The organism is Methylobacterium ajmalii (genome assembly GCF_036448855.1).
Taxonomy (GTDB): Bacteria; Pseudomonadota; Alphaproteobacteria; order Rhizobiales; family Beijerinckiaceae; genus Methylobacterium; species Methylobacterium ajmalii.
The window spans coordinates 68,843-89,754 of record NZ_JAZFXT010000064.1 but is presented as its reverse complement, the minus strand read 5'-3'; the positions used below and the strand labels follow the sequence as shown (position 1 = coordinate 89,754).

Annotated in this window: 17 protein-coding genes; 12 read left to right on the top strand and 5 right to left on the bottom strand. The window is 71.5% G+C overall.

Annotated elements, in window-relative coordinates; genetic code table 11:
• Positions 1-86: 86 nt before the first annotated feature.
• Both V3T34_RS26660 and pdxR read right to left on the bottom strand, forming a co-directional pair.
• Positions 87-2,666 carry a putative bifunctional diguanylate cyclase/phosphodiesterase gene (locus V3T34_RS26660; protein WP_305079424.1) on the bottom strand — a complete coding sequence of 860 codons (2,580 nt, stop codon included), beginning with the start codon at positions 2,664-2,666 and terminating at the stop codon, positions 87-89.
• 140 nt (positions 2,667-2,806) lie between these two features.
• A complete protein-coding gene (gene pdxR, locus V3T34_RS26655; RefSeq protein ID WP_305079423.1) occupies positions 2,807-4,264 on the bottom strand; it encodes a MocR-like pyridoxine biosynthesis transcription factor PdxR in 1,458 nt (485 codons plus the stop codon).
• Positions 4,265-4,395: 131 nt separating this feature from the next.
• Here pdxR and V3T34_RS26650 point away from each other — a divergent pair, with 131 nt between their 5' ends.
• The 11 genes from V3T34_RS26650 to V3T34_RS26600 all read left to right on the top strand — a co-directional run bounded on the left by V3T34_RS26650 (position 4,396) and on the right by V3T34_RS26600 (position 15,712).
• A complete protein-coding gene (locus V3T34_RS26650) occupies positions 4,396-5,019 on the top strand; it encodes an FMN-binding negative transcriptional regulator (protein ID WP_091887791.1) in 624 nt (207 codons plus the stop codon).
• Between the two features lie 80 nt (positions 5,020-5,099).
• Positions 5,100-5,996, top strand: coding sequence for a LysR family transcriptional regulator (locus V3T34_RS26645; protein WP_305079421.1), 897 nt, complete (start codon positions 5,100-5,102; stop codon positions 5,994-5,996).
• A gap of 117 nt (positions 5,997-6,113) precedes the next feature.
• Positions 6,114-6,914 carry a putative hydro-lyase gene (locus tag V3T34_RS26640; protein ID WP_060849985.1) on the top strand — a complete coding sequence of 267 codons (801 nt, stop codon included), beginning with the start codon at positions 6,114-6,116 and terminating at the stop codon, positions 6,912-6,914.
• A 138-nt stretch (positions 6,915-7,052) separates the two neighbouring features.
• Positions 7,053-8,303 carry an ABC transporter substrate-binding protein gene (locus tag V3T34_RS26635; RefSeq protein WP_091887789.1) on the top strand — a complete coding sequence of 417 codons (1,251 nt, stop codon included), beginning with the start codon at positions 7,053-7,055 and terminating at the stop codon, positions 8,301-8,303.
• A 183-nt stretch (positions 8,304-8,486) separates the two neighbouring features.
• Positions 8,487-9,365: a branched-chain amino acid ABC transporter permease gene (locus V3T34_RS26630; protein ID WP_060849987.1), complete on the top strand. Its 879-nt coding sequence runs from the start codon at positions 8,487-8,489 to the stop codon at positions 9,363-9,365.
• Positions 9,365-10,405: a branched-chain amino acid ABC transporter permease gene (locus V3T34_RS26625; protein ID WP_060849988.1), complete on the top strand. Its 1,041-nt coding sequence runs from the start codon at positions 9,365-9,367 to the stop codon at positions 10,403-10,405. The genes V3T34_RS26630 and V3T34_RS26625 overlap by 1 nt, the downstream gene beginning before the upstream one ends.
• Positions 10,402-11,133 carry an ABC transporter ATP-binding protein gene (locus V3T34_RS26620; RefSeq protein ID WP_305079420.1) on the top strand — a complete coding sequence of 244 codons (732 nt, stop codon included), beginning with the start codon at positions 10,402-10,404 and terminating at the stop codon, positions 11,131-11,133. The genes V3T34_RS26625 and V3T34_RS26620 overlap by 4 nt, the downstream gene beginning before the upstream one ends.
• On the top strand, positions 11,126-11,830 hold the full coding sequence (locus V3T34_RS26615; protein WP_060850849.1) for an ABC transporter ATP-binding protein: 705 nt from the start codon (positions 11,126-11,128) through the stop codon (positions 11,828-11,830). The genes V3T34_RS26620 and V3T34_RS26615 overlap by 8 nt, the downstream gene beginning before the upstream one ends.
• 59 nt (positions 11,831-11,889) lie before the next feature.
• Complete coding sequence (locus tag V3T34_RS26610; RefSeq protein ID WP_305079419.1) at positions 11,890-12,471, top strand: hypothetical protein; 582 nt, start codon at positions 11,890-11,892, stop codon at positions 12,469-12,471.
• 318 nt (positions 12,472-12,789) lie between these two features.
• Positions 12,790-14,943, top strand: a complete 2,154-nt coding sequence (locus V3T34_RS26605; RefSeq protein WP_305079418.1) for a methyl-accepting chemotaxis protein — start codon at positions 12,790-12,792, stop codon at positions 14,941-14,943.
• 238 nt (positions 14,944-15,181) lie between these two features.
• Positions 15,182-15,712 carry a protein phosphatase CheZ gene (locus tag V3T34_RS26600; RefSeq protein WP_244533727.1) on the top strand — a complete coding sequence of 177 codons (531 nt, stop codon included), beginning with the start codon at positions 15,182-15,184 and terminating at the stop codon, positions 15,710-15,712.
• 26 nt (positions 15,713-15,738) lie between these two features.
• On the opposite strand, the gene V3T34_RS26595 is transcribed toward V3T34_RS26600, so the two are convergent.
• From V3T34_RS26595 to V3T34_RS26585, 3 genes are all read right to left on the bottom strand, one after another.
• Positions 15,739-16,281: a GNAT family N-acetyltransferase gene (locus V3T34_RS26595; RefSeq protein WP_305079417.1), complete on the bottom strand. Its 543-nt coding sequence runs from the start codon at positions 16,279-16,281 to the stop codon at positions 15,739-15,741.
• A gap of 72 nt (positions 16,282-16,353) precedes the next feature.
• Entirely contained in the window at positions 16,354-16,680 is a 327-nt protein-coding gene (locus tag V3T34_RS26590; RefSeq protein ID WP_060849994.1) for a DUF6916 family protein, read from the bottom strand.
• Positions 16,677-17,372: a phage tail protein gene (locus V3T34_RS26585; protein ID WP_060849995.1), complete on the bottom strand. Its 696-nt coding sequence runs from the start codon at positions 17,370-17,372 to the stop codon at positions 16,677-16,679. The genes V3T34_RS26590 and V3T34_RS26585 overlap by 4 nt, the downstream gene beginning before the upstream one ends.
• Positions 17,373-19,127: 1,755 nt before the next feature.
• Between V3T34_RS26585 and V3T34_RS26580 the strand changes: the two genes are divergently transcribed.
• The gene (locus tag V3T34_RS26580; RefSeq protein WP_331369322.1) at positions 19,128-20,555 is read left to right on the top strand and encodes a Hint domain-containing protein; all 1,428 of its coding nucleotides are present in this window, start codon (positions 19,128-19,130) and stop codon (positions 20,553-20,555) included.
• Positions 20,556-20,912: the final 357 nt, after the last annotated feature.

Sequence of the window (20,912 nt, the reverse complement as noted above, 5' to 3'; positions counted from 1 at the left end):
CGCGGTCGCATGCCGGCTTTTCCATCGTGGTATCCCGTCCCGAACCGCCGGTCCGCCTCCCGGACGACCGTCCTGCGCGGCCCCGCTCACGCGGTACGCCGCTCGCCGGGGCAGGCGAGGGCGGTGAACGCCTCGGCGGGCATCGGGCGGCCGAACAGGTAGCCCTGGGCCTCCTCGCAGCCCTCCGCCCGCAATCCCTCCGCCATCGTCTCGGTCTCGACGCCCTCCGCGATGACGTCGAGCCCGAAGCTGCGCCCGAGCGTCAGCACCGACTGCACGATCGCCCGGTCCTGGGACGAGGCCACCATGCCCTGCACGAACGAGCGGTCGATCTTCAGCCGGGTGAGCGGGAAGCGCTTGAGCAGGCTCAGCGACGCGTACCCGGTGCCGTAATCGTCGAAGGCGAGGCCGACGCCGAGGGCGCGCAGCGCCCGCAGCGGGGCGATCAGGGCCTCGTCGTGCTGCAGGATGATGGTCTCGGTGATCTCGAGTTCGAGGGTCGAGGCCGGCAGGCCGGAATCGGCCAGCGCGGCCTTCACCTCGTCGACGAGGCTCGCCGAGTGGAACTGCGCCCCGAACAGGTTGACGCCGATCCGGAGGTCGCCCGCTCCGGCCCGGCGCCACGCGGCGGCCTGGGCGCAGGCCTCCCTCAGCACGAAGCGGCCGACCGGCACGGCGAGCCGGCTCGCCTCGAGGGGAGCCAGGAACTCCGCCGGGGACAGGAGGCCGAGGCGGGGATGGCGCCAGCGGATCAGCGCCTCGGCGCCGACCACCCGGCGGTCGGCGAGGCGCAGCTGCGGCTGGTAGAACAGCACGAACTCCCCGGCCGCCAGCGCCCGCGGCAGCTCCTGCTGGCGCGCGTTCCAGGACAGGGTGGCGTCGCGCAGGGCCGGCGTGAACAGGCGGTGGCAGTGCCGTCCGGCGCGCTTGGCCTCGTAGAGCGCCATGTCGGCGCAGGCGAGCAGCCCGTCGGCGAGGGGAGCGTGGAGCGGGCTGAGCGCGATGCCGACGCTCGCCCCGATATGGATGGCCTGATCCTCGACCTGGAACGGCTCGGAGAGGCTGTGCAGCAGCGTGTCGGCCAAGGCCGTCGCCGGCCCGGGCTCGCCGCAGCCGGGCATCAGCACCGCGAACTCGTCGCCGCCCATCCGGGCGACGTGGCCGTCCCGGCCGATGCAGGCGGAGAGCCGCGCCCCGGCCTGCCGGATCAGGTCGTCGCCGGCCTCGTGGCCGAGGCTGTCGTTGACCTTTTTGAACCCGTCGAGGTCGATCATCAGGGCGGCGGCCCCGGAACCCTCTGGCGCGTCGGCGAGGCGCGCCATCGCCAGGGCGAGGCCCCGGCGGTTGCTCAGGCCGGTCAGGCCGTCGGTCTCGGCCTGGCGCCGCAGGCTCGCCATCAGGCGGGTACGCTCGCGCATCCGCTCCTCCAGCACCCCGAGCGCATCGAACAGCCGCCGGATCTCTGTCACCCGCCCGGCGAGAGGCCGGCGCGGGGCCGGCACGCCGTCCTGCGACAGCGCCATCACGGTCTCGCGGGCGATCAGCAGCGGGCGCAGCACCGAGGCGCGCAGCGATTGCAGCAGGGCGACGAGCAGCGCCAGGAGCGCGACGGTGCCGCAGGCGACGACGGCGAGCCGGGTCCCCACGGCGTCGCGCTCGGCGGCGAAGCCCGCGACCATCCCGGCGAGGTAGCGGTCGCGCAGGGCCTCGACGGGCTTCAGGGTCGGGACGTAGCGGCGGGTGAGCTCGTCGGCCGAGAGGGTGTAGCGCCCGTCCGCCCGGCCCTCCGCGATCGCCGCGTCGATCAGGCCGAGCCCGGTCTCGCCGAAGGTCGTCTCGACCTCGCGCAGCAGGTCCGCCAGCGGCCCACCCGGCCCGAACGCCGCCTGGCCGCGCAGGAGCCGCATCAGCTCGACGATGCGGCCTCGCATCTGCCTCGCCTCGGCGAGCTGTGCCACGCCGAGCGGCTGCTGCACCGCGACCGCCGGGATGATCGCCGAGCCGATCCGGCCGCCATATTCGCGCAGGTCGCTCACCACGTGGGCGACGAGGCCGGGCCCGATCAGGACCGGGTCGGCCCGGCCGAGGGCGCGGATCTCCCACGCGACCGCCTCCTGGAAGACGTCGACCACCTCCACCATCCGGGCGATCGCCGCGGCGATGTCGCCGGCCCGCCTCCCGTCGGCCGGCAGCGCGGCGACCCGGTCGACCTCCCGGCGCGCCTCCTCCAGCCGGGCCAGGGTCGTTGCGACGACGCGGGCCGGCACGGACCCGTCTTCCCCCGGCGAGGCGGCCGGGCCGGCCCGTTCGAGGACTGCCAGGGCCGCATCGCTCGTCCCCCGGAACGCCGCGAGCCGGCCCTCGGCCGCCGGGTCGCTTCCGGGTGCGATCGCCATGACGACGTTCGAGGGGCCGCGCTCGGCCGAGAGGCGGTTGGCAGCCTCCAGCACCTGCCGCAGTCGGGCGATGCGCGCGAGGTGGCTCCGGCTGTCGCGGTAGGCGGTGACCGAGGGGGCGACGACGATCGCCGTCAGCGCGAGGAGGCCGGCCGCCAGCAGCAGGGCGGTGCCCCGGAGCCTGCGACCGAGCCCGATTTCCCGCCGCCGGGTCGGCCCGGCTCCTGCCATGCCCGAGGAAGCGGCCGATTCCGGAGAGGGTTGCTGCACGGAAGTCCCCGGCGAGGCTGGATCGACGCTGCGCGGTGTCGTCGCGCGGCGGGGCCAGGGGAGGGGCCGCGGGACGGGGTCGCCTGGGCCTAACGGAAAAGCGTTGCCGAATCGCTGCGGGGCGATCCGGTCCGCCCGGCTCACCCGTTAAGCCGATCCGCGTGGCCGGCGAGGGCGGCGGCGAGGCCCCGGATACCGGTCCGGATCGCGGCGGGCTCGCTGCCGGCAAAGCCCAGTACCAGCCCGGCCCGGTCGGGCCGCGCCGCCGCATCGTGGTAGAGCGGGCCGACCGGGTAGACGCCGACCCCCGCCGCCCGCGCCGTCGCCACGATGGCGGCCTCCCGCGAGGCCGGCTCGTACGGGAACCAGGCGACGAGGTGCAGGCCCGCCGCCGCGCCCTCGACCCGGACCGCGTCACCGAAGCTTTCGGCGAGGGCGGCCATCAGGGCGGCGCGGCGGGCGGCGTTGCGCCGGCGGGCTTGGCGCAGGTGGCGTTCGTAGGCGCCGCAGGCCATCAGCTCCGCCAGGGCGGCCTGTTCGAGCCCCGGCGCCTGCCGGTCGGCGAGGCGCTTGGCCTCGGCCACGACGGTCGCGAGGGCCGGCGGCACCACGAGGTAGCCCAGGCGCAGCTGCGGCGAGAGGGTCTTGGACACCGTCCCGACATGGACGACGCGGCGGGTGCGATCGAGGTTCGCGAGCGCTTCCACCGGCCGGCCGTCGAAGCGGTACTCGCCGTCGTAATCGTCCTCGACGACGATCGCGCCGCAGTCCTCCGCCCAGGCGAGCAGGGCCTGCCGGCGGGCGACCGGCATCACGCCGCCGAGGGGGAAATGGTGCGAGGGCGTGACGTAGGCGAGCCGTGCGGGCCCGAGCCCGGCGAGGCGCTCGGTCCGCATTCCCTCCGCGTCGACCGGGACCGGCACGATCGCGGCGCCCGCGGCCGCGAAGGCCCGCCGCGCCGTGCCGTAGCCCGGATCCTCGAACGCCACCCGGTCGCCGGGATCGACGAAGAGCCGGGCGCAGAGGTCGATCCCCTGCTGCGAGCCGTTGACCACGACGATCTGGTCGAGCTCGCAGCGCAGGCCGCGGGTGCGCCAGAGGTAGCCCTGGAGCGCCGCCCGCAGCTCCGGCAGCCCGCGCGGGTCGCCGTAGCCGAGCCGGGCCGGCCGGCGCAGCAGGACCGTGTTGAGCGCCCGCCGCCAGGCAAGGACCGGAAAGTCGCTCCCCGAGAGGTCGCCGTAGCGGAAATCGATCGCCGGGCCCGGGCGCGCGTCGGGCGGCGGCTCAGCCATGAGGCGCCGCCCGAAGGCGGCGAGCCGCGGCGGTGCAGCCGAGGCGTCGGGCATCGCCGCCGGCACGGGCAGGATGCCGGCGGCGACGCGGGTGCGCCCGCCGGGCCTCGTCTCGAGCCAGCCCTCGGCGGCGAGCTGGTCGTAGGCGGCCGTCACGGTGGTGCGCGAGACCCCGAGCTCGGCCGCGAGCGCCCGGCTCGAGGGCACCGCCGATCCCGGCGGATAGACCCCCCGGACGATCTGCGCCTTCAGGTCGGCGCCGATCCGGCGGCTGCCGGGCGCGGTGCGGGGTGACGCGTCGATCAAGCTGGCCCACCGTTTTCTCTGCGAACTGGCCGTTCAGCATGGGCCGGTTTCGGGGCAAGGACCAGTGCCGGACCCGTGTCGCCCGAAACGACCCGCCGCCCGAAACGACCCGCCGCCGGAGGAGACCTTCGATGTACGTCCCGCCCGCCTTCCGCGAGACAGACGAGGCCGCGATCCACGAAACGATGCGGGCCGCACCGCTCGCGAGCCTCGTGACCGCGACGGCGGACGGGCTCCTGTGCACGCCGCTGCCGCTCCTCCTCGCGCCGGAGGAGGGCGAGCGGGGCGTGCTCTACGGCCATCTCGCCCGGGCCAACCCGCATTGGCGTGCGCCGGCCCTGGCGGAGTCCCTGGCGATCTTCTCCGGGCCCGACGCCTACGTGACGCCGTCCTGGTACGCGACGAAGCGCGAGACCGGGAAGGTCGTGCCGACCTGGAACTACGTCGCGATCCACGCCTACGGCACCGCCGAGTTCTTCGACGAGCCCGACCGCCTGCTCGCCGTCGTCACCCGGCTCACCGAGCGGCACGAGGGCGCGCGGCCGGCCCCCTGGGCGGTCGCGGATGCGCCGGCCGACTTCGTCGCCGCGCAACTGCGCGGCATCGTCGGCCTGCGGCTGCCGATCGCCCGGCTCGAGGGCAAGCGCAAGATGAGCCAGAACCGCAGCGCGGCCGACCGCGCCGGCGTTGCGGCCGGGCTCGCGGCGGGCGATGACGGCGCGCGCCGCGTGGCCGCGCTCATCCCGGAGGGCTGACACCGCCCGCCCCGGCCGGAATTTGCGCCCGGTCCGATCCTTGCTCCAAGATGCCCGGCGAACGCGAACCGGGACGGGGCATGGCGGACCTGCGAAGCCTGGAGATCTTCTACTGGGCCGCCTCGTTGTGCAGCTTCCGCAAGGCGGCGGAACGGATGAACACCTCGCAGCCGGCGGTGTCCCAGCGCATCGCCGCCCTGGAGGAGGAGTTCGGGGTGCGGCTGTTCGAGCGCCGCGCCCGGTCGGTCGCGCTCACGCCCAAGGGGCGCGACCTCCTCGGCTATGCCGAGCGCTTCCTGCACCTGCGCACCGAGATGATGCGGAGCGTGGCCGGGCCCGGCACGATGCGGGGCGTCCTGCGCCTCGGGGTGTCGGAGACCATCGTGCACACTTGGCTGATGCGCTTCATCGCCCGCATGAACGAGACCCATCCCGGGGTCACGGTGGACATCGCGGTCGACATCTCGCCCAACATGCGCGATGCGCTGCTGAACCGCGACCTCGACCTTGCCTTCCTGGTCGGCCCGATCACCATGCCGAGCCTCGTCAACCTGCCGCTCTGCAGCGTGTCCCTGGCCTGGATCGCCGCGCCGCAGCTCGATCTCGGCCCAGGCGAGGTCAACCTGGCGAGCCTCCTGCGGCATCCGCTGATCACCTACCCGAAGAACACCAACCCTTACGTGTCCTTGCGCGAGATGCTGGCGCGCTCCGACCTGCCGCCGCCGCGGCTGCACAGCAACGCCTCGCTCTCCACCATCGTGCGCATGGCCCGCGAGGGCATCGGCATCGGGGTGATCCCGCCCGAGGTGGTGCGCCGGGACCTGGAGGAGGGGGCCCTGCGGGTGATCGCCCCGGCGCCGGCCCTGCCCGACATCGCCTTCACGGCCACCTATGCCAGCCTGCCCGACAGCGGCCTCGCGGCGGAGGCCGCGCGGCTCGCCTGCGAGGTCGCCGCCGCACCGGATTGGCGCCAGTGACACGGATAAGGCCCGCTTATCGAAACCGATGCGAAATCATGATTGGCCGTGACGTGCCTGCGATGTGATCATGCTTCATCCTTGGGCAGGACATCTGCCGCGAGCAGGGGAACTGCGATGACCCTTCCCTTCGACCGGGCGCGGATGAGCGGCGAGGCCGCCCGGCTCGCCTGCCGCAGCGGCGCCATCACGGGCTGCACCGCCGGCATCGCCGACGGCTTCGTCCAGGGCAACCTCGCGGTGCTGCCGGCCGACCTCGCCGCCGAGTTCCTGCTGTTTGCCCAGCGCAACCCGAAATCCTGCCCGATCATCGGCGTCTCCGCGCCGGGCGAGCGGCGGATCCCCGAGCTCGGCCTCGACCTCGACATCGCGACCGACATCCCGGGCTACCGGGTCTGGCGCGACGGCGAGGTGGTGGCCGAGCGCGACGAGGTCGCCGATCTGTGGCGCGACGACCTCGTCGCCTTCGTGATCGGCTGCTCGTACTCGTTCGAGGCGGCGATGGCCGAGGACGGCCTGCCGCTGCGCCACGTCGAGATGGGGGTGCGGGTACCGATGTACCGCACCAGCATCCCCTGCACCCCGACCGGCCGCTTCGCCGGGCCGATGGTGGTGTCGATGCGCCCGCTCACCCCTGCCCAAGCCATCCGGGCGGTGCAGATCACCTCGCGCTTCCCCGCCGTGCACGGCGCGCCGGTCCATCTCGGCCGGCCGGACCTGATCGGCATCGCGGACATCGCCGCCCCCGATTACGGCGATCCGGTCACCATCGGTGCCGACGAGATCCCGGTCTTCTGGGCCTGCGGCGTGACCCCGCAATCGGTCATCGCCGCGGTGCGCCCGGCCTTCGCCATCACCCACGCCCCGGGCTGCATGCTGATCACCGACCGGCGCAACAGCGAATATGCGGTACTCTAACAGATGTCCCCTATCACTTCGTCTTAGCCTCTTGTTCGCGTTATTCCCGCGTTCGGGCCGTCGACGGTGCCGGCGTCGGCTTTTCAAAAGCAGCGGAATGAGGCTTAGAAGAACTCCCCGACCCCTGGAGGCCAGCGCATGATCCGTCGTCGAGAACTCTTGGTGGGCGCCGGCGCCCTCTCCCTCGCCTCGCTCCGCGGTGCGCCCGCCCGCGCCGCGGCGCCGGAGGTGGTGGTCGGCGTGCTCTACGCCATGTCGGGGGCGAGCGCGCAGGTCGGGGTGGACGCCCGCCACGCCATCGAGACCGCGCTCGACCTGATCAACAACGACCACGACCTCGACCTGCCGGGCGCCAAGGGCGTGGGGCTCGCCGGCATGGGCGGCGCCAAGATCCGCCTCGTCTTCGCCGACCATCAGGCCGATCCGCAGAAGGGCCGCGCCGAGGCCGAGCGCCTGATCACCCAGGACAAGGTGGCGGCGCTCGTCGGCTGCTACCAGTCGGCGGTCTCGGCCACCGTCAGCGCCACCGCCGAGCGCTACGGCGTGCCCTTCGTCTGCGCCGATTCCTCGTCGCCGAGCCTGCATCGCAAGGGCCTGAAGTACTTCTTCCGTCCGGCCGCCCACGACGAGATGTTCTCGACCGCGATGTTCGATTTCCTGGACGCCCAGCGCAAGCGGGGCCAGACGATCGACTCGGTCGCCCTGTTCTTCGAGGACACCATCTACGGCGTCGATTCCTCGACGGTGCAGCGCAAGCTGGCGGCCGAGCGCGGCTACAAGCTCGTCGCCGACGTGAAGTACAAGAGCAACTCGCCCTCGCTGACCGCCGAGGTACAGCAGCTCAAGACCGCCAACGCCGACGTGCTCCTGCCGACGAGCTACACCACCGACGCGATCCTCTTGACGAAGACGATGGCCGAGCTCGGCTACAAGCCGAAGAGCATCATCGCGCAAGCGGCCGGCTTCTCCGAGAAGGTCACCTACGACGCGGTCGGGGACAAGCTCCAGGGCCTGATCTCGCGGGGCAGCTTCTCCCTCGACCTCGCCGCCAAGCGCCCGATGGTCGCGACCGTCAACGCCATGTACAAGGCCCGCGCCGGCCGCGACCTCAACGACAACTCCTCGCGCCAGTTCATGGCGATGATCGTGCTCGCCGACGCTCTCGACCGCGCCGGCTCGACCGACGGCCAGAAGATCCGTGCCGCGCTCGCCGCCACCGACATCCCGGGCAACCGCACGGTGATGCCCTGGACCAAGGTGGCCTTCGGCCCCGACGGCCAGAACGTCCACGCCGATCCGGTCCTGCTGCAGTGGATCGGCGACAAGTTCATCACCGTCTTCCCGGAATCGGCCGCGGTGGCGCCGGCCAAGTGGCCGATGAACGCATGAAGCACTTTCCCCTCCCCCCCTGTGGGGAGGGGTCAGGGGTGGGAGTGGTGCAGGATCGAGCGCGAGATTTCTCCGGCACCACCCCCACCCCCCTTACCCCTCCCACAGGGGGGAGGGGAGGCGCTCCCTTTTGATGCGAAGGCGCCCGCGAACCACACGCCCCCACCGGAGCCCCCCACCCCCATGACCACGCAAGCCCTTGTGCAGGTGCTGGCGAGCGGCCTCCTGATGGGCTTGATCTACGCCCTGATCGCGGTCGGCCTCTCGCTGATCTTCGGCCTGATGGACGTGGTGAACTTCGCCCATGGCGAGTTCCTGATGCTCGCCATGTACGCGACCTTCGGGCTGGTGCTCGTCACCCGGCTCGATCCGGTGGTGCTGATGCCGCTGGTCGCCGCCCTGCTCTTCGTGCTCGGCGCCGCCGCCTATCTGGGCGTGGTCCGCTTCGCCATGCGGGCCAAGGCCAACCAGGGCATGGTGCAGATCTTCGCCACCTTCGGCCTCGCGATCCTGCTCCAGGGCGCCGCCCAGTACCTGTTCACGCCCGATTACCGCAACGTCCAGAACACCTGGCTCGGCGGGCGCACCCTCGAACTCGGCGGGATCTTCCTGCCCTGGCCGCAGCTGTTCGGCGCCGTGGTCTCGCTCGCCGCCTTCGGGGGCCTGCACCTCCTGATGAGCCGCACCGATTTCGGCCGCGCGCTGGAGGCGACGCGCGAGGATCAGGGCGCGGTGGCGCTCGTCGGCATCGACCGCAACCGGGTCTTCGCCCTCGGCTGGGGCTTGGGCGCCGCACTCGTCGGCCTCGCCGGCGCGGTGCTGGCGATCTTCTACTACATCCACCCCCAGGTCGGGGCGAGCTTCGCGCTGATCGCCTACGTCACGGTGGCGCTCGGCGGCTTCGGCAGCGTCGCCGGGGCGCTAGTCGCCGGGATCATCGTCGGCCTCGTCGAGGCGTTTACGGCGGTGATCCTGCCGCCGGCGCTGAAATCGATCGGGGTCTACGCCCTCTACCTCGCCGTGGTGTTCGTGCGGCCGCAAGGCCTGTTCGGGAGGCTCTGATGACCGCCGCGACCACCACCCTGGCCCCGGGTTCCGGCCTCGCGCGGGCCGAAGCGAGCCACGCCGCCAGGCGCCGGCGCAAGCTCGTCGTCGCCGCCCTGGTCTTCGCGGGCCTCACCGCGCTGCCCTACGGCATCACCGACGTCTACCTGCAGAACGTCCTGATCCTGACCCTGATGTATGCCGCGCTCTCGCAGAGCTGGAACATCCTGGGCGGCTATTGCGGGCAGGTGTCGCTCGGCCACGCGCTCTATTTCGGCTTCGGCGCCTACGCGACCTCGGTCCTGTTCGTGAATTACGGCGTGCTGCCGTGGTTCGGCATGCTGGCGGGCGGGCTTCTCTCGGCCGCGGTGGCGCTGGTCCTCGGCTATCCGTGCTTTCGCCTGGCCGGCCACTACTTCTCGATCGCCACCATCGTGATCGCGGAGATCGGGCTGCTGCTCGTCCACAACTGGGACTTCGTCGGCGGCGCGATGGGCATTCAGTGGCCGTTCAACCCCGATTCGTGGTGGACGCTCCAGTTCGCCCGCGACAAGGTCCCGTACGTCCACTTCGCGGTCGGCTTCCTGGCGGTCGTCTGGTTCGTCACCTGGCTGATCGAGGGCTCGCGCTGGGGCTACTGGTGGCGCGCCGTCAAGGACGATGCCCAGGCCGCCGAGAGCCTCGGCGTCGAGGTGTTCCGGTCCAAGATGGCGGCGGCCGCGGTCTCGGCCTTCTTCACCGCGATCGGCGGCGGCTTCTACGCGGCCTACGTCTCCTACATCGACCCCGAGAGCGTGATGAGCTTCCGCTTCTCGCTGCTCTTCGCCTTGCCGGCGGTGCTCGGCGGCATCGGCACCCTGTGGGGGCCGCTCGTCGGCGCGGCGATCCTGATCCCGCTCACCGAGATCAGCCGCTCGTATCTCGGCGGCAGCGGCAACGGCCTCGACCTGATGCTGTACGGCGTCCTCGTCATGGTGGTGGCGCTCGCCCGGCCGGAAGGCGTGCTCAGCCTGTTTGCCCGCAGCCGCCGGGCCCGCAACGAGGAGGCCGCGCCGTGAGCGAACCTTTGCTGCGCATCGACCACGTCACGCTCCGCTTCGGCGGCCTCGTCGCCAACGCCGATGTCAGCCTCGACGTGCCGGAGGGCCAGATCCTCGGCCTGCTCGGGCCGAACGGGGCCGGCAAGTCGACGCTGTTCAACCTGATCTCCGGCACCTACCAGCCGAGCGAGGGACGGATCTTTTTCCGGGGCGAGGACATCACCCCGCTCTCCGCCCCCGAGCGCTGCCGGCGCGGCATCGCCCGCACCTTCCAGGTGCCGCGCTCGTTCGATTCGATGAACGTGCTTGAGAACGTGATCGTCGGGGGCTTTGCCCGCCACGCCGGCGCCGCAGCGGCCCGGCGCCGGGCGCTCGAGACCCTCGATTTCGCCGGGCTCGCCCACCGCGCCGAGGCCGTGGCCGGCGAGCTGACCCCGCCGGAGAAGCGCCGCCTGGAAGTGGCGCGCGCGCTCGCGACCGAGCCGAGGCTCCTCCTCCTCGACGAGGTGCTGACGGGCCTCACCCCGAGCGAGGCCAAGGCCGGGGTCGAGCTGATCCGCAAGGTGGCGGCGAGCGGCGTCACCGTCATCATGGTCGAGCACGTGATGGAGGTGGTGATGCCGCTCGTCGACCGCGCCGTCGTCCTGCATCTCGGCCGGGTTCTCGCGGAAGGGCACCCGACCGAGGTGGTGCGCCACGAGGGCGTGATCACCGCCTATCTGGGGGAGCGCCACCGTGCTGCTTGAGGTCCGCGGGCTCTCCACCGCCTATCAGGGCTTGCTCGCCATCCAGGGCGTCTCGATCGAGGTCGCGAGCGGCGAGATCGTCGTCGTTGCGGGCGCCAACGGCGCCGGCAAGTCGACGCTGCTCAAGTCCATCGCCGGGATGGAGCGGCCGAAAGCCGGCGAGGTCGTCTTCGACGGCGCCCGCATCGACGGGCTGCCCGGCCACGCCATCACGGCCAGGGGCATCGCCTACGTGCCGGAGAACAAGCGGCTGTTTCCCCGCCTCTCGGTCGCCGACAACCTGCGCCTCGGCAGCTACCTCCACCGCAAGGCGGCCGACCGTGAGGCGCCGCTGGAGCGGGTGTTCTCGCTGTTTCCCCGCCTCAAGGAGCGCCTGCCGCAGCGCGCCGGCACGCTCTCGGGCGGCGAGCAGCAGATGCTCGCCATCGGCCGCGCCCTGATGACGAGGCCGCGCCTCTTGATGCTCGACGAGCCCTCGCAGGGCATCATGCCCAAGCTCGTCGACGAGATCTTCTCCGCCATCGAGGCGATCCGGGCGTCGGGCACCACGATCCTGCTGGTCGAGCAGCGCCTCGCGGAATCCCTCGGCATCGCCGACCGGGCCTACGTGCTCCAGACCGGCCGGCTGATGCTCTCGGGCCCCGCCGCGACCCTGCGCGACGATCCGGAGGTGCGCCGGGTCTATCTCGGGATCTGATCCGTGACTCCCGCTGCCGATCCCGATGCTCTACAGAGGCCCGGCACGGAGACCCAGCGATGACCACCCCCACCACCGAGATCACGCTTGAGCGCATTGCCCTGATCCGGCGCCTGGTCGTGGCCTGGGACCCGGCGGGGCAGGGCGCCCCGGCGATCCACCCGGACGCCCCCTACGGCAGCCTCGACCGCGACGGCGACATCGCCAACGTCACCGGCGACGACGAGGGCGCGGCGGAGGAGCACCGGGCGGTGGGCGCGGCGCTCGTCGCCTTCCTGCGCCACGCCGAGCTGAAGCCCGGCCGCTACGGCTACCACAACCCGCTGACCAAGCTCGACCTGACGCACGTCTCCGACGTGTTTCGCGACGAGAGCGCCGGCACCTCGCCCGAGCAGATCGTGTTCGAGGTCGGCCCCGAGCACATCGCCCTGATCCGCCACCTCGCCCTGGGGTGGGACGAGGCACGCGGCGTTCCGGCGGTCGATGCCGACGCTCCCTACGGCCCGGGAACGCTGGACGACGCGATGGTCCGGGCGCTCGGCGGCCCCCGCGACGACCTCGCACGGCTGCACCGCGCGATGCAGCCCGCGCTCCAGATCTTCCTGCGCAGCGCCGACATCGCGCCGGGCGACTACGCCTGAGGGCGGCCTGCAGTCCAGTATCGGCGCTGCGCCCGGAGGCCGGCTCCGGGCATGGCGATTGCCCGATGGTCATCGGCATGAGACCTGCCGCGGAAACTACACGGCAGTAGCGGAAGCGATCCAATCCACCGGGCTGGCGCCAGTCCGGACTAGGCCAAAGGTCCGGTCGTAACTGTTATCGCCTTGGCCGAGGGCCGCAGAGGGCTGCGCTTTACGAAAAATTTCCTCGCTTATGATGCTCTCAGGACAACGGGGGTTCTGCCTTGAATCCCCATGCCTTCAACGGCAAGCAGCGCATCGCGAGCTGGATTACCCTACATGCTGACCCTGTCGAAGCTCGCCGTCCGGCTGCCCGCCACCATCGTCGGCCTGGCCCTCGTCAGCTCGTCCGTGATGGGGGGGCTGAGCTGGTACACGGCCAGGAGCAGCCTCGTCTCGGCCGTCGAGGACCGCCTGCGGCTCGCAGCGACCGCGACCGGCCACGGCATGGCGCTCGTCGCCGACCGGGCCCAGGCCGAGTTCGTCGCCGCCGCCAACCACCCGCAGGTGGCCTCGAACTTCACCGACCTGATCGAGACCCTCGATCCGGGCAAGCCCGACTATGCCGGCATCCTGGCGGCGTTCCGGGCGCCGCAGGGGATCGAGGCGCGGCTGGCCTTCGACGGCACCACCACCAACACCATGTACGGCCGCCGGCACGTCAAGGTGCAGGAGGTCGCCCGCAAGCTCGTCGGCCCGGCCGGCTACGCCGACCTGATGTTCCTCGATACCAACGGGCGCATCGTCTACACGGCGACCAAGGGCGACGACTTCTCCGCCTCGCTCTCCGACCCGGCCCTGCGCGACACCAGCCTCGCCAAGCTGTTCGAGCGGATGAAGGCGGGTGGCCCCAACGCCGTGAGCTTCGCCGACTTCGCCGCCTACCCGGTCGGCGGGCAGGCCGCCTTCATCGGCAAGCCGATGAACCGGCGCGCCAACGTCGCGATGGGCACCGCCCAGGCGGTGGAGCGCGCCGGCTACGTGGTGATGCGGATCACCCCGGCCCTGTTCGACCAGACCCTGACCCATCGCGCCGGCCTCGGCGAGACCGGCCAGACCCTGGCGGTCGGCGCCGACGGCAAGCTGCGCGCCAACCCGCCCCTCGACCCCGCCGTCAAGGCCGGCGCGCCCCTGAGCGAGCTCGGCATCGCGCCGGACCAGCTGGCGGCGGACAAGCCCTTCGGCTACGACAGCGCCGACGGCCGCCACCGGGCGGTGAGCGCCGTCGTGCCGGTGCTCGGCGTGCCCTACACCCTGGTCGCGGAGCAGTCCGAGGCGGAGGCGCTCCAGGCGGTGGGCGAGCTCTCTCGCCTCCTCGTTTTGATCGGGCTCGCGGTGCTCGCCGGCACGGCGCTCCTCGGCCTCCTGATGTCGCGGGCGATCGTGCGGCCCCTCGGCGCCCTGACCACGGCGCTCAAGGCGCTCGCCGCCCGCCAGGTCCTCGACGCGGTGCCGGGCTTCAAGCGCCGCGACGAGATCGGCGACATCGCCCGGGCCGTTGTGATGATCCGCGACATGTCGCTCGAGGACGCCGCCCAGCAGCTCCAGACCACCGAGGCCGCGCGCCTGCGCGAGGAACAGGCCCGGCGCAGCCTGCTGCGCGACCTCGCCGACCGGTTCGAGGCCTCGGTCGGCGGCATCGTCGGCCGGGTGTCGGGCGCGGCCGAGGGGCTGATCGGCGCCTCCGGCGCCATGCATCAGGCGGTCGAGGGGACCTCGTCGCGCTCGGTCACCGTGGCGGCGGTCGCCCGGCAGACCAGCGGCAACATCGGCGCCGTCGCGGCGGCGGCCGAGGAACTCGGCGCCACCGTGGCGGAGATCAGCCGGCAGGTGGTCCAGGCCGCCGGGATGTCGGCCGAGGCGGTGGCCCAGGCCCGCGGTGCCGGCGGCACGATGGCGGAGCTGTCGGCTGCCGCCACCCGCATCGGCGACGTGGTCGGCCTCGTCTCGCAGATCGCCTCCCAGACCAACCTGCTCGCGCTCAACGCCACCATCGAGGCGGCGCGGGCGGGCGCGGCCGGCCGCGGCTTCGCGGTGGTGGCCGCCGAGGTCAAGGAACTGGCCGGCCAGACCGCCAAGGCGACCGAGGAGATCGGCCGTCACGTCGCGGCGATCCAGGCCACCAGCGAGGGGGCGGGCGGCGCCATCGCCGGGGTGACCGCGCAGATCGAGGCGATGAGCCAGGTCACCACCGGCATCGCCTCGGCGATCGAGGAGCAGGGCGCGATGACCCACGAGATCGTGCGCCAGATGGCCGAGGCGACCGAGGGCACCGCCGCGATGACGACCGACATCAACGAGGTCGCCGGTGCCGCCGCCGCGGCCGGCCGCGCCGCCTCCGAGGTGTCGCAGGGCTCCGACGACCTCGCCGAGCAATGCGCCCGCCTGCGCCGGGAGGTCGATGGCTTCCTCGCCAGCGTCCGCGCCGCCTGACCGGGTCGCTCCCCGCCAGGACCGATCGATCGCGGCCGAAGGCCGGATCCTGCCCGCGGGCGGGGTCCGGCCTTCGCCGTTCCGGCCGCCCGCCCGGGGCCGCCGCACGACAGTATTGGCCGGCGGCGCGGCGCCCGGATGACGGTACGGCGACGTTCGGAATTGATTAAGTCGGACGGGCTACGGTCTTTCGCAGCGTGATGTCTTGCAACGGCCTGCGATCATGATGACTGGTACGGTGAGCCCGGGATCCCTCGAAGACACGACGGCGCTGCTGCAGCGTCACCTGATGTCGATCTCCGAGACCATCGCCCGCACGCGCCAGGAGATCGCCGACCTGCGCGAGCAGCAGGAGAGCGGCCGCGCCCGCGACGAACTGCACGCCGTCGTCCAGGGCACCGAGCAGGCCACCCACACCATCCTGACCGTCTCGGAGACCGTGGATGCCCTCGCCCGCGGCATCGCCAAGCGGGCGCAGGACGAGGCGACGAGGGAGGATGCCCGCGCGATCCAGGCCGAGATGCAGACCGTGTTCGAGGCCTGCAACTTCCAGGACCTGACCGGCCAGCGGATCTCCAAGGTGGTGCGCACCATCGTCGACGTCGAGGAGCGGGTCGGCGAGATGCTGCGCCTGTGGTCCGGCGCCACGCCCTCGCCCGCCCGGCCCAAGCCCGACACCCGCGGCGAGGAGGACTCCCTCCTCAACGGCCCGGCCCTGCCCGGCGCCGCGGCGGTATCGCAGGACGCCGTCGACGCGATGTTCCCGTAGCGCGCCGTTCCGGACGCCCCGCGGCTTCAGCCGGCGGCGAGGCCGGCCGGCTGCGGCGCCCGCAGGCAGGCCGGAAGCCACGCCATCTCGTAGAGCGGCGGGCGCACGGCGGTGACCTGGAAGCCCAGGCGCTCGTAGAGGGAGCGCCCGTCGGTGGCGCCGGCCATCGGGGTCGAGAGGGTGATCGGCAGGCGCACGCTCTCGGCCGCCGCCTGCAGGCTGCGCACCAGGTCGGTGCCGATGCCCTTGCCGCGGGCAGCCTGGACGATCGCCAGTTCGGTGATGCGCCAGTCGGCATAGCCGAGATCGACGACGAGGCGCCCGACCGCCTGGCCGGTGCGCTCGACGATGAAGTCCAGGTGCTCGGGATACACGCTCTCCAGCCCGGCGCGCAGCACCCGGTATTGCTGCTCGTAGAGCGCCTGAAGGGCGTCGCGGTCGAGATCGACCAGGGACAGCCATGGCCGCGATTCGATGAAGAGTTGCAGCAGAAAGCCCTGGTCGGACGGGCGGATCGGGCACAGGGCGAGGCCGCCGAAGAGTCGGAGGGAACCGGCGGGCGAGGCCATGGGGCTGGGCTCCTGTCAGGTAGGGGATATGCGAAAGGCGCCCCCGCATGCGGGATGCGGGGGCGCCGGAACTCAGTTGAAGAGCGCCTGGAGGGCGACGGTGCCGGCTGGGTAGCCCACCGCCAGGATCCTCTCGACGTGGAACGGCTCGATCTCCGCCAGGGTCGGGTGGGTCAGCACGCAGGGGCCCCCCGTGAAGCCGCCGACCGTGTCCTCAGGGCAGGTGAAGATCAGGCTGAACGCCGTGCGTGCGCTGCCCGGTATGGTCGATCGGGGATATTCCCTGCACTGCGCCAGGGTCACAGCCACCGCCGTGTGGTCCGGGCTGCCTAGCCGGCACTCCTCTCCCACCAGGGGGGAGAACAGCGCGGCCGAGAGGGTGCCGAGCGAGAGGGTCACTGACGGCTGGGGAAGAGGCCGTTCACCGCGATCATGAAGTTCACGGCGAGGGAGGGCTGGTACACACTGACCGGCGTGCCGCTGCCGGCGAGCGCGGTCTGCACCGTGCCGCCGGTGACCGTCTGCACGGACACGGTCTGCTGCGGGATCGACGGGTTGCCCGTCACCCCCGCCGAGACGCCACTGAGTGGGACCAGGTTGGTAGTCGCCGTGGTGCCGTACACCTTCTGCGAACTTACCCCCGTGCTGGACAGCATGGAGTTGAGACCCACCGAAGGGCCGGAGGCCACGGCAGTGTTGGACGTAGCATTCACCGTGACGGTGACGCCCAGGTCGCCGGTCGTCCCCGGAATAGTGACGTTTTGCGGCCCCGTGGTGGGGGTGAAGGTCGCCGCGTGGTTGTGGGGCGGCAGGTTGGCGAGGCCGAGCGCCTGCGTTGGGGCGCCGGTCGCTTGGCCAATGTTGAAGGTCTGGGGCGGGGTGAAGGGCGCATTGCCGATGCCGATCGGGGTGCGGCCACGCAGATCCGGCAAGTTGAAGTACGTGGTACCATTGCCGCCGTAATATGTGCCGATCAGCGCGTACAGAGCCTGATACTGGTTGAGCGGCATCTGCTGTCCGGCGCACATCTGCCAGTCTGGCGGCGAAAAGTTGAAACCGAACGACAGGATCGTGCCGATGAAAACTTCCATGACTGATCGTTCTCCCCTTTGATTGCGCAGACGAAATCGTAGCAGGTTGCCGAACCGGTCATGAATCGCCGATTCGTCGAGCGACTAAACGGTTACGACTTCCCGACGATTGCCCGCAAGCGTCGCAAGAAAAAAATATTTTTCAGATCCCAGGAGGTTTCGTTGAATTGTCGTGCTCGGGCCCGCCGGTCCGCTGTGACATTACCCTCGTCGTCCGATCGGGGGAGGGGCTCGGGGCCGGTGATCAGGGCAAGGGCTCGGGGCCGGCAGGCATCGTCAGACCGGCACCGCAGCGTTGGTTGCTCAGTCTAGGACGGCCTGTGCTTTACGAGATGCCAGGGGTAAGCGCGTTAGTGTCGATCCACATGGCCAACAGTCTTCGACAGTTTCATCAAATATAATTGATAAAAGATTCTTTTACTTTTTGGATTGAGCTTGCGATTTTATGGTCAAAAAAATTATGATATGATATTTATCGAAACAATATTCCGATTGATCATTTTATTACGAGCCGACGATAATCAAAATTTTCCGAGTGAGAAAAATACCACTGAGGTTGAAATTTCTGATGGAATCGACTGAAGACACATCTTCTATCTTTCCGTTTTGGTGCTCGGCAGGCATTTTGTCGTAAGTGCGAAGGGATGAAGCCGGGCACTCGGATGAGGGGCCCGCTTCACACGAAAACGGTTGGACGCGGCAATGCCTCAAACATTATTTAATATATTCGGAACATATCGAGACAGCGGTAGTGCAGGATCAACAATAAGTATCTACGATGGTAGTGGAAATTACATTGGAGATGTTGGAACGCAGGGAATTATTGCGGGTTCGCCTGGGATGCTGCCTACTAGCAATAGTACCGTTAACTATTTTTACCAATATATTTACAACGGCGATCCTACGAGTGCTCCGGGAAGTTTTACCGCTTACACGCTAGATGGAAACGGTAGAGTATTTTCTGTAACAGACACCGTTGGCGGAGGAAGTACTTCGTCGTCAACAACGGACGCCACCCTGACCCTCAATTCAGCCGCCGCAACCGTTGATGGTGCGACCGGCCCGCAGGGTGCCACGGGTGCTCAGGGCACGACGGGTGCGCAGGGCGCCACCGGCGCCCAGGGCACGACGGGTGCGCAGGGCACCACCGGCGCGCAAGGTGCGACGGGCGCGCAGGGCGTCACCGGCGCGCAGGGTGCGACGGGTGCGCAGGGCACCACCGGCGCGCAGGGTGCGACGGGTGCGCAGGGCACCACCGGCGCGCAGGGCGCGACGGGCGCGCAGGGCACCACCGGCGCGCAGGGCACCACCGGTGCCCAGGGCACGACGGGCGCACAGGGCACCACCGGCGCGCAGGGCGCCACGGGGGTCCAGGGCGCTACGGGCGCCCAGGGCACGACGGGTGCGCAGGGTAGTACCGGCGCCCAGGGTGCGACGGGTGCGCAGGGCGCCACCGGCGCACAGGGCGCAACGGGCGCGCAAGGCACCACTGGTGCCCAGGGCACGACGGGCGCACAGGGCACCACCGGCGCGCAGGGTGCCACCGGCTCCCAGGGTGCGACGGGCGCGCAGGGTACCACCGGTGCCCAGGGCACGACGGGTGCGCAGGGCGCGACAGGCGTCCAGGGCGCAACGGGTGCGCAGGGTACAACTGGAGCCCAGGGGACGACCGGTGCGCAGGGCACCACCGGCGCCCAAGGCGCGACCGGCGTGCAGGGTGCGACCGGCTCTCAGGGCGCGACCGGAACGCAAGGCGTGACGGGGGCCCAGGGTGCGACCGGCGTCCAGGGTGCCACGGGTGCGCAGGGTACCACCGGTGCCCAGGGGACGACCGGTGCGCAGGGCACCACCGGCGCCCAAGGCGCGACGGGAGTGCAGGGCGCGACCGGCTCGCAAGGTGCCACCGGTCCCCAGGGTGTCACCGGTTCGCGAGGCGCGACCGGCGATCAGGGCGTGCAGGGTGAGACCGGCTCGCAAGGCACGACGGGGGCCCAGGGTGTCACCGGTTCGCAGGGCGCGACCGGCGTCCAGGGTGCCACCGGTGCCCAGGGCGTGACCGGCTCGCAAGGCGCGACGGGAGCCCAGGGCGTCACCGGTTCGCAGGGCGCGACCGGTGTCCAGGGTGCCACCGGTTCGCAAGGCGCGACGGGAGCACAGGGTGCCACTGGTGCCCAGGGCGTGACCGGCTCGCAAGGCGCGACGGGAGCACAGGGTGCCACCGGTTCGCAGGGCGCGACCGGCGTCCAGGGCGCGACCGGCGTCCAGGGTGCCACCGGTGCCCAGGGCGCAACTGGCTCTCAAGGTGCGACGGGAGCACAGGGCGTCACCGGCTCGCAAGGCGCGACGGGAGCCCAGGGCGTCACCGGTTCGCAGGGCGCGACCGGTGTCCAGGGTGCCACCGGCGCCCAGGGCGTCACGGGGGCCACCGGTCCGACCGGATCCGCGGGTACCACGGGCGCGACCGGTCCGACGGGTGCCGGCGGCGCGACGGGGGCCACCGGTCCGACGGGCGCGACCGGTCCGGAGGGAGCCACCGGTGCGACCGGCCCGGTCATCTGCTTCGCACGCGGCACGATGATCCTGACGCCGGAGGGCGAGCGCCCGGTGGAGGCCCTGCGGCCCGGCGACGTCGTCGTCACCGCCTCCGGGGAGACGGTCCCGGTCGCTTGGGTCGGTCACCGTCACCTCGACCTCACCCGTCACCCGCGGCCCGAGCGGGCCCGGCCGGTGCGGATCGCGGCGCACGCCTTCGGGCCCGGCCTGCCGCACCGCGACCTCGTCGTGTCGCCCGGCCACGCGCTCTTCGTCGACGACGTGCTGATCCCGGCCGGCAGCCTGGTCAACGGCACCTCGGTGGCGCAGCTCGACCGGGCGGAGGTGATCTACCACCACGTCGAGCTGCCGGTGCACGACGTGCTGGTCGCCGACGGGATGCCCGCCGAGAGCTACCTCGATTGCGGCAACCGCGGCACCTTCGAGAACCACGACGGCCCGGTCGCCCTGCATCCGGACCTCGTCGCCTCGGCGCTGAACCTAGAGCTGGCCTGCGCGCCGGTCGTCCTCCACGGCCCGATCGTCGACCGGGTCCGGGCGCGGCTCGCCGCGCAGGACGCCCGGTCCGGCACCGAGCGCACGGCCGATGCCGGGCCCTCGTTCCTCGCGCGCCTCCTGCGGCGGGCGTGAGACGCGGCCGGCCTCCGGGCCGGCCCGACTATCGTGACCAGACCGGCCCGCGGCGCCCCGACAGGCGCGCCGCGGGTTTCGTCGTCAGGGACGTTTCACGGAACGCAGGGGCGTTGCGGGGACGATCGGGGCGCCGGACCCTCCCGTCCGGCGGAGGAGAGGGGCGCGCGACCTCCGGTGGGAGAAAAGCGCTCGCACCGGATTTGTGAGCACACGCCAGCCCCGCTGGGAGAGGCAACGGCCCGCGCGCCGACCCCACCCCGGCCTCATTCCCGAAGCACCGCTGCCCGAAGCACCGCTGGTCCGGATCGTCCCCGCCGGCGCCCGCCCCTCCCTCGCTTCGCGGCACGGCCCGCG